The sequence below is a fragment of the Promicromonospora iranensis genome, from assembly GCF_028994805.1.
GTDB lineage: Bacteria > Actinomycetota > Actinomycetes > Actinomycetales > Cellulomonadaceae > Promicromonospora > Promicromonospora iranensis.
In genome coordinates this window covers 58,683-67,855 of the sequence record NZ_JAJQQP010000020.1, presented here as the reverse complement: position 1 = coordinate 67,855, position 9,173 = coordinate 58,683, and the positions used below count along the sequence as shown (strand labels likewise).

The window sequence follows — 9,173 nt, the reverse complement described above, 5'->3', positions numbered from 1 at the left end:
GTCTACGAACGATCCGAGATCCACGCCCACGCCGCACGGTTCGCCGGCGGGGCCGCAGCCCGAGCGCACGCGCCCGGCCGGCCGGAGAACTGACGCGACGACCCGGAACCTGGTAGCGCGGCGCGCGTCGGCCCGGCACGAAGATCTCGTGCCGGGCCGACGCTCACCGCCGGCCGATCAGCGACCGTTCACGGGACTGCGACTACTGCTCGTCAGGCAGCCTCCCCATGGCCGTGGCTGCCGCCATGGCCAGCTCGCGCCGACGTCGGATCAGCACCGCACCGGCCCCGAGCAGGAGCATCGTGACGGTCACCAGTGTGGCGACGTCCGCGCCGGTCGTTGCGAGACCGCCGGAGCCGGAACCGGAACCCGAGCCCGAACCGTTGCCGCTGCTGTTGCCGTTGCCGTTGCCGTCACCGGTGCCGCCGCCCGTGGGCGCCAGCACCACCTTGAACGAGGCAGCCGCAGAGTCCCCGAGCGTCACGCTCGTGGCGGTACCGATGTACGACCCCGCCGACAGCGCGGGCGGGACGGTGAAGGTCCAGTGGACCGCACCCGTCTCGTCCGCGGCGACGGCCGGCAGCCTGACCGACGTCGAGCGGATCATGCCGACCACCATCTCGCCCGGCTCGAAGCCGGAGGCGTGGAGGGTCTGGCTCGCACCCGGGCTCACCGAGCCCTTCGCGAACCATGCGGTCAGCGTCCTGGCGTCAGGACCGGTCACCGTGATCGGCACCTCGGCACCGGCACTGCCGTCCTGCGGCTCGGCGACGATGATGTGCACGCCGGGGTCCGCGTCGTCCGGGATCTGGATGGTGACCGTGACCCCGCACGACTCGTCCGGGGTCACGGTGGCCGCCTCGCCGACAGGATCGCCCGACGCGTCGGTCAGCGTGATGCTGACGTCGACACCTGCCGGGAAGCCCGTGCCGGTGACAGTCACCTCGCCGCCCGGCTCGACGGTCGTCGGGTCGGCGACCAGGGTCGGGTCCGTGCACTGCTCACCGGGACCGGAGACCGAGACGACGCCCAGCGGGGCATCGGCGGACTCGTCGGTCGTGTCGTCGGTGCCCACCACCGTGTAGTCGCCCGGCTCGGCGTCCTCCGGCACCACCAGATCGGTGGTGAACGAACCGGTCTCGTCGGTGTCGACGACGACCGGGTCGCCGACGGGGTTGCCATCGGGGTCCGTGAGCTGCACGGTCACGGTGGCATCGGGCGTGTAGCCCTCACCCGTCACCGTGGTGGTGCCACCCGGCGCGACCTGCGCCGGGTCGACCGTGAGCGACGGCGTGATGTCCGCGGGCTCGACCGTGAGCGGCGCGGTAGCGCCCTCACTCCCGTCCTCGGGCTCCGCGACGACCTCGTAGTCACCGGGCTCGGTCCCCTCGGGGATCGTGTACTCGGTGGTGAAGCCACAGGCCTCGTCCGGGGTCACCGTCACCGGCTCGCCCACCGGATCGCCCTCGGCGTCGGTGAGCTGGAGCACCACGTCCACACCGGCAGGGAAGCCGGTGCCCACCACGGTGACGTCCGTGCCCGCCTGTGCGGAGCTGGGCGTCACGGTGAGCGCAGGTGCCGATTCGCACTGCTCGGCAGCCGTGATCACGGTCAGCGGCGCCTCGGCAGGCGTGCCCGTCGTGTCGTCCGTCCCGACGACGGTGAAGTCACCCGGCTCGGCGTCCTCCGGCACCACGAGCGGCGTCGTGAACGCGCCTGTCTCGTCCGTGTCGACAGTGATCGGGTCACCGACGGGGTTGCCGTCCGCGTCCGTGAGCTGCACCGTCACCGTCGAGTCGGGCGTGTAGCCCTCACCCGTCACCGTGGTGGTCCCACCCGGCACCACCTGCGCCGGGTCGACCGTGAGCGACGGCGTGATGTCCGCGGGCTCGACCGTGAGCGGCGCGGTAGCGCCCTCACTCCCGTCCTCGGGCTCCGCGACGACCTCGTAGTCACCGGGCGCCGTACCGTCGGGGACGACGTAGTCCGTCGAGAACCCGCAGGCCTCGTCGGGCGTCACCGTGACCGGGTCACCGACGGGGTTGCCGTCGGCGTCGAACAGCTGGACCACGACGTCGACGCCGGCCGGGAATCCGGTACCCACGACGGTCACCGATTCGCCGGCCTGAACAGAGCCGGGTGTCACGGTGAGCTCCGGTGCCGACTCGCACTGCTCGACGGCCGCGATCACCGTCAGCGGCGCCTCCGCCGGCGTTCCGGTCGTGTCGTCCGTACCGATGACCGTGTAGTCACCGAGCTCGGCGTCCTCCGGCACCACCAGCGGTGTCGTGAACTCACCGTTCTCGTCCGTGTCCACCACGATCGGGTCACCGACGGGGTTGCCGTCCGCATCCGTGAGCTGGACCGTCACCGTGGAGTCGGGCGTATAGCCCTCGCCCGTCACCGTCGTCGTGCCACCGGGGGCGACCTCGGACGGGTCGACCGTCAGTGTCGGGGCGATGACTGCGGGCCCGGTCACGACGAGCGGCGCCTCAGCAGGCGTGCCCGTCGTGTCGTCGGTGCCGACCACCGTGAAGTCACCCGGCTCCGCGTCGTCCGGCACACACAGGTCCACAGAGAACGCGCCCGTGTCGTCGGTGTCGGCCGTGATCGGGTCACCCACCGGGTTGCCGTCCGCGTCCGTGAGCTGGACGGTCACGGTGCTGTTGGGCGTGTAGCCCGTACCCGAGACCACCGTGCACTCACCCGGCTCGACCTCCGCCGGATCCACGCTCAGCTCCGGCGTGATGGCCGCCAGGCCGCAGGCGTCGATCCGCACGCCGGCGTTGCCGAGCCCGATCCGGCCGGCATCGGCCGACTGGACCAGTCCCAGGCTGAGCGCGGACACCTCGAGCTGGCCGAGCAGCTCCGTGCCGTCCGCTGTGGTGCAGGTAGCGGTCTCCTGGTGGTTGATCTGCAGCGAGACGAACTGCACCACCACGTCGAACACCGGCGAGAGCGCCGCCCCGATCGTCGAGGTGATACCCGTCTTGAGGTCGTTGATCAGCAGCTCGAAGATCTGGTCGCCGGCGTCGCTGATGATGAGGTCGTAGACGGGCGCGAAGATCGGTGCGGCGGCATTGCCCAGGCCGTTGATCGTCGTCGCCAGGAGCGCGCCGGTCACCGCCTGGGTGCCCGTGCTGTTGTCGACGACCTGCGGGAAGTTGCCGTTCACGGCGTCAGCCAGGGGCACCGACCACGACACGTCGAGCGTGCCGAGCGCCGACTCGTCGTAGAACGCGATGTTGATCGTCACGGCGTTCAGCGAGTCCTCGATCGCACCGATCATGATGCGCGTGGCCTCCTGCATGATCTCGTGGACGCCCTCGGCGATCTGCGGGTACGTCTGGTCGTCCAGCACCTCGTAGTTGGGGGCGAGACCGTTCATGCCCACGTCGTCGCCACCGCCCCAGGGGTCGTTGCCCTCGACCAGGTGCTCCAGGTGGACCTGCAGCTCACCGGTGGAGAAGTCGATGGTCACGAGCTGGTTCGCCGAGGTGATCGGCTCGCCGACGACGGACTGGAACAGCGTCTCCTGGAGGTCCGAGTCCACGGTGACCGTCGGCTCCGGGATGCCCGGCACGGCGGACAGCAGCGCCGTCAGCTGCGAGATGTCGAGCGTCTCGTTGACCAGCGTCTCGATCTGCGTGTCGACCGCGCCTCCGATGTCGAAGATCGACTCGGCCGCGCCCTCGACGACCGGCGAGTGCAGCCGCAGCGTGCCGTCTCCGAGGCGGTACTGGCCCGGTCCGGTCACGCCGCCGTCCGGGTCGAGGATCACACCGTCCTCGGCGATGACCTCCGCGCCGAGGGCGCCCAGCTCGATCGTCAGCTCGTCGACCACCGCGTCGGTGATGCCCTCCACGCCGACGAGCTCCGCCAGCGACAGCACGTCGATCGAAGCAGTGCCGAAGGCGTCCTCCGCGCCGTCCAGCGTGACGCCTCCGTCAGCGCCCAGCAGGCCGGACACCGCGTGCGCGTCAGCCGGGCCTGATGCCTCGCTCGTGCTGGCGAGTGCACCGATCTGCCCGAAGTCCAGGAACTGGTCGACCGGGAGCTGGATGTCACCGAGCTCCAGGACCTGCGAACCGAGGACGTCGACGTCCAGGTTCTCCGTGTTCGGGCCGGGATTGCTGACCGACCCGGCATCAGAGGTGGCGGCGCCCAGCAGCGCCTGCTGCATGAGCTCGGCTGCCAGCACGCCGGCGGCCGCTTCCGACGGCTCGTCGGGGTAGTTGTCCACAGCGGCGGCGGGCAGCCCGGCTGCGGTGACCAGCAATGCTGAGGCGGCCACTGCGGCAAGGCCACGTCGCCAGACCGCGCCACCTCGTACTCGCCCTCGGGAAACTCGCCTTCGAATGAACGGCACATGCGTCGGGATCAAGAAGATCACTCCTCACGTTCGCGCGCCTTCTGCAACGGCGTCGGAATTGCTGGGAGCCGCACCAGAGATGGCACGCGCCCGCCCTCAGAAGACACAGGTTCGGAATGGTCTGCACGCGTGAACGGCAATCATGCACGGGGGCACGCTCACGCAGGACAAGGTGCGTCAATGCAACCGAGGACAACTCGGAACACACAGGACGAGGAATTTCGGACACGAATGCATGAAGCCACGAAAGCGCAGAAAAAGGAGCGGGTGAAAAACACCTCAGCCCTGACCGGTCAGCCATCCAGGCGGGTCCACCGTGGCCAGTTCCGTCAGCTCTTTGCGGTCCCGGACCCGCAGCAGCGCGTAGATCTGGCGCAGGCGGTTGGCGACCGTCCGTTCGGAGACGTAGGCCGCCCCCGCGATCTGCGCATTGGTGGCGCCCCGAAGCGCGAGGCGGACGAACTCGCGATCATTCCCGCTCAGCCGTGCCCAGCCGGGACCGTCCGAGGTGCCTAATCCGGCGAGGCACGCGTCGATCGCCGTCCGCCAGCCAGGCGTCCCGGCCAGCCGGGCGAGAGCACGGCCTTCCGTCAGGGCCGGTTCGGAGGCTGCCCGGTCCCCGTGCGCGAGGCAGTAGCGCCCGTAGGCGACCAGCGTCCGCAGCCGCTGCCACGGCGAGGTCGGCGGGACCGAGGCAGGCAGCCAGTCCTCGACAGCCTCTGTCCGCGCCCCGGCCGCCGCCAGGATTGCCTGCAGTCGCGTGTGGGCCGCGCGGGTGTCGGCGTCGCGCCACTCCTCGGGTTCGATCGGCGGCTCGGCCAGGGTCGTTCGGGGAATCTCTCCCCGGATCCCCCTCGACGCCAGGACCGCCTCCGCCAGGTCGGCCCTGGCCTGGACGCGGCCTCGGTAGGGCCACTGACAGCGCTCGAGCCCGAGTCCCAGGAGCTCGGCGGCCCGCTCGGCCTGCCCGACGGCGAGGTGCGCCGCGCCGAGATCGACGGCGAACTCGCCCAGCGCCCTGGTCGACCACGCCTCGGTCCCCAGCGGCAACAAGGCGGTCGGCGCCTTGCCGTCGAGCATCGCGGCCGCGGCCGCTTGCAGCCCTTGCACCGGCAGCCAGTCCGTCGCGCTCGGGCGGAGGTCCACCACACGGGCGAGACATTCCCGGACGTCGGCCGCACGCCCGTCGAACATCGCGACCCGGGCGGCGGCGACGTGCCGTGCCACGATCTCGGCCACGGTCCTGCCCGAGGAGGTGCCCGACTGGTCCTCCAGGAGCCGCCGCGCCCCGGTGCCGTCGCCCAGCAGCAGGCGCGCCCGCACCTGGAGGCACACCCCCACCCAGTCCAGGTGCCGACTGGCCCCGATCACCTCGAGATCAGCACGGAGACCGGCAGGATCGGCCAGGCGGCCGGTGCGTTCCAGCACGACCAGCGCCGCGGCCGCACGCTCGCCGGCGGCGCTCCGCGCCTCGTCGACGGCGGCCGGAGGGCGCCACCACAGGTGGTCGGTCCACTCCGAGCCGATCGTGGCGGGCGTCCACCGATGGGCACCGTCCTGCGCCCATGTCGCCCCGCTCAGGAGCGCCACGCCGACCGCGCGTGCCGCCGCGCGGGGTGCACGCTCGCCCGCGGAGAGCCCAGCCACCGCGTCCAGGTGCAGCCCGTCCAGGATCACCTCGGCGGCCGTCGCGGCGACCGGAGACACGGGCCGCTCGCCGCCGTCGGGCCCCATGCCGTCGGGGGTCCGGCCGCTGGACGCGCCGTCGTCGAACGCACCGCCGGCCTGCTCCCGGCACAGCAGCGCGAGCAGCGGATACCGCACACCCAGCCGGTCGACGACACCGCCGCTGTGCCCCGGCGGAGCCGAGATCGTGCCGAGCCCGACGCTGCGCACCGCCGAGCTGTCGACCGTCCGGTCCAGGACGCTGCCCGTCGCCAGCACCCGGTGCTGCGCGAGACGAGACGTCGCAGCGAGATCCAGCCCACCCAGCAGAACGTGAAAGCTCCGTCGAGCCACGGGTCCGACGACGTCCGGCCCGGCCCAGTGGGCACCGCCGCGCCGCTGCCCGGGGTCCAGACTGTCGGCGAGCTCGAGGGCGACCCGTGGGTTGCCCGAGCTCCACCAGTGCAGCCGTTCCGCGACGTCGGCGGCCAGCGGGGTCCGTAGCTCGCCGTCCAGGAACCGGCGCAGCGACCATGTGTCGAGCGGCCCGAGGTCGAGCACCTCGACATCGTCGGGCAGCGGCCCCTCCGGCACGTACCGGGCGGCGGCGAGAATGCGCCAGCCGCGCTCGTACGCCAGGTCACCGAGCTGCTGGAGCCATGCGGCCCGGCCTGCCGAGAGCACGTCCAGGTCGTCGACGAACAGCACCCCGGGCCCAGCGCTTCCCGGCCCGACGCCGGAGCCCAGAGCCTCCAGGAGGCCGGCGGCGTCGAGCTCGTACCCCGGTCCCGTGCCGATCGGCGCCGTCTGCCCGGACAGATCCAGGCGTAGCCGCCCGGAGAGCGCCTGGGCGTACGGGCGCGACGAGCCCGACCGCACCAGCCGCACCGCCGACGCCTGCGCGCCGATCCGGTGCAACGCAGCCAGCACCGTGACGCTCTTGCCGATACCGCTGAGGCCGCTCACGACCAGGGTCGTGGGGTCCAGGCCGGTCACGAACGCTCCGATGCATCGCAGCTCCCTGTCCCGGCCATGAACCACGCGGCCCCAACCCTCGCCGCCCTGGTCCGCCGGCCAGCCTGACGATCCCGCCGGCCGGCTGCTCGTCCAGGGCCCGCCATCTGGACCCACGCTTGCTTTCCTTTCAGCGAACTCCCATGCGCTTCCATGGTCAATTCCAGAGGAAGCCTACGGCTCGCGCTCGTTCCCGCGACCGGAGGCATCGGTTCACCAGGCTTCGCCGCGTGCGTCTACCGAACTCGTGATACTCCTTTGATCGACCCCGAAGGGATCCTTTAACCGCCGCGGAACAGATTCAAGCGATACGCACCACGAAGACATGCACCAACCGAGGGAGCGACGTGTGAAGGACGAGGCGAAGAAGTTCGCTGTGCCCGTATCCGGACCGGTTTCTCGCAGATTGTTCCGCACAGGATGGGCGGGCATTGTCGCTACCGTGGCGGCGGGCGGACTGTTGTTCAGCGTCTCGGCGAATCCCCCTTCCCGAGATGTGCCCGACGGCGACGGTGAGCTCTCCGCCGAGCGCTACGTCCCGGTCACGGCCGAGCCGGTCGCTCGGGCCCGGACCGTCCCCGCGGACGTGAGCCTCGACCAGATCGCGGCGGTCCTGGTGCGTGCCGAGAAGCTGGCACGGAAACAGGGCCCGGACTTCAGCCCGACGGTGGCGCAGGCCGCTGCCGAGCTCGGGATGCTCTACGCCACCTATCAGGGCCAGCGGCAGTCGTCGGGCGAGCGGGACGACGACGGCGGCGGCGAGCAGCCCACGCGGCAGGAGGTCGTGTCGGCCAGGCCCGTGTCCTTCGTGCGCGCCGCGGCGGACCGGCCGGACGTGGCGGGACGGCCGGACGCGGCGGGACGGCCGGACGCGGCGGACGCGGAGGCGGGCCACGTCACCTACGACCAGGTCGTGGTCGCGGCGGTGCGGCTGGCGAACCTGCTGGACCAGTCGGTGCCCGGCTCGTCCGTCGAGGTGCAGCGCACGGACGAGTCCCCGGGCTCCTCGCTGATCACCGGGTCGCGCGGCCCTCGGCAGGGGGCGGGCTCCTCGCTGCGCTCGAACCTGCTCGACGTGGTCACGGTGTTCGGCGGGTCGACCCAGGGCTACGCCAACGGCCGGATCCCGGCAGCGGTGCTCTGCCCGCTGGAGTTCGCGTCGGGGCACATGCTGCGCTGTGACGCCGCGGAACGGCTGACGGCGCTGAGCGCCAGGTTCGAGCGGGAGTTCGGGTACCCGATCCCGATCACCGACTCCTACCGGTCCTACGTGGAGCAGATCGCCGTGGCCCGGGCGAAGCCCCACCTGGCCGCGGTACCGGGCACGTCCAACCACGGCTGGGGTCTGGCGGTGGATCTCAGCGACCCGATCTCCGGCGGCACGTCCCCGGAGTACAGGTGGCTCCGCGTGCACGGCCCGGACCACGGCTGGGACAACCCCTCGTGGGCGCGGCCGGGCGGGTCGAAGCCCGAGCCGTGGCACTTCGAGTTCTTCGCGGCGGGTGCGGTCCCCGACCGGGCGCTCGACCCGTCCGACGTCGGCACCTGGCGCTCGGACCTCCCGTCCGGCTCCTCCGAGGCCTCGGGTGCACGTTCCATACCGGCGCTTGACCCCGAGGCGGGAGACGACTCGACGGCCAGCCGGCCACGCACGCCGGCCGCGGCGAAGGACGAACCGAGCACCAGGCCGCCGTCGCAGAAGCCGGCCAAGCCCGGTGCGAAGCCGAAGCCGACCCCCAGCGACCCGAAGCCCAAGCCCAAGCCCACCCCGAAGCCCACCCCAGAGCCCACCCCGAGCGAGCCGGCGCCGGAGCCGACGACTCCCCCGACCTCACCGTCACCCTCGCCGACGCCGTCACCCTCGGAGCCCGGCCAGGAGCCCCCGACCTCCCCCTCACCCACGCCGGTGCCTTCTCCGCCGGAGCCCAGCCAGGAGCCGTCGGCCCCGCCGGCCCCGCCGCCCGCGCCGCCGGCGGAGACCTCACCCAGCCCGGCCCCCACCCCGACGCCCGCCGGTGAGAGCCAGTCGGCGCCCGCGCCGACGTCGGCCCCCAGCCCCTCGGCACCTTCCACCCCGCCAGACCCGACCGAGGACACGGACGACTGACGCTTCGAGCACGCG

General features: G+C 72.1%; 3 protein-coding genes. 1 reads left to right on the top strand and 2 read right to left on the bottom strand.

Features of this window, described 5'->3' with window-relative positions:
• Window positions 1–202: 202 nt before the first annotated feature.
• Window positions 203–4,294, bottom strand: a complete 4,092-nt coding sequence (locus tag LUM46_RS25745; RefSeq protein WP_274998093.1) for a choice-of-anchor G family protein — start codon at window positions 4,292–4,294, stop codon at window positions 203–205.
• Window positions 4,295–4,651: 357 nt separating this feature from the next.
• Window positions 4,652–7,033 (bottom strand): helix-turn-helix transcriptional regulator, encoded by a 2,382-nt coding sequence (locus LUM46_RS25740; RefSeq protein ID WP_274998091.1) that lies wholly within the window; start codon window positions 7,031–7,033, stop codon window positions 4,652–4,654.
• 460 nt (window positions 7,034–7,493) lie between these two features.
• Between LUM46_RS25740 and LUM46_RS25735 the strand changes: the two genes are divergently transcribed.
• The gene (locus LUM46_RS25735; protein WP_274998089.1) at window positions 7,494–9,158 is read left to right on the top strand and encodes a M15 family metallopeptidase; all 1,665 of its coding nucleotides are present in this window, start codon (window positions 7,494–7,496) and stop codon (window positions 9,156–9,158) included.
• The last annotated feature ends 15 nt before the right edge of the window (window positions 9,159–9,173 follow it).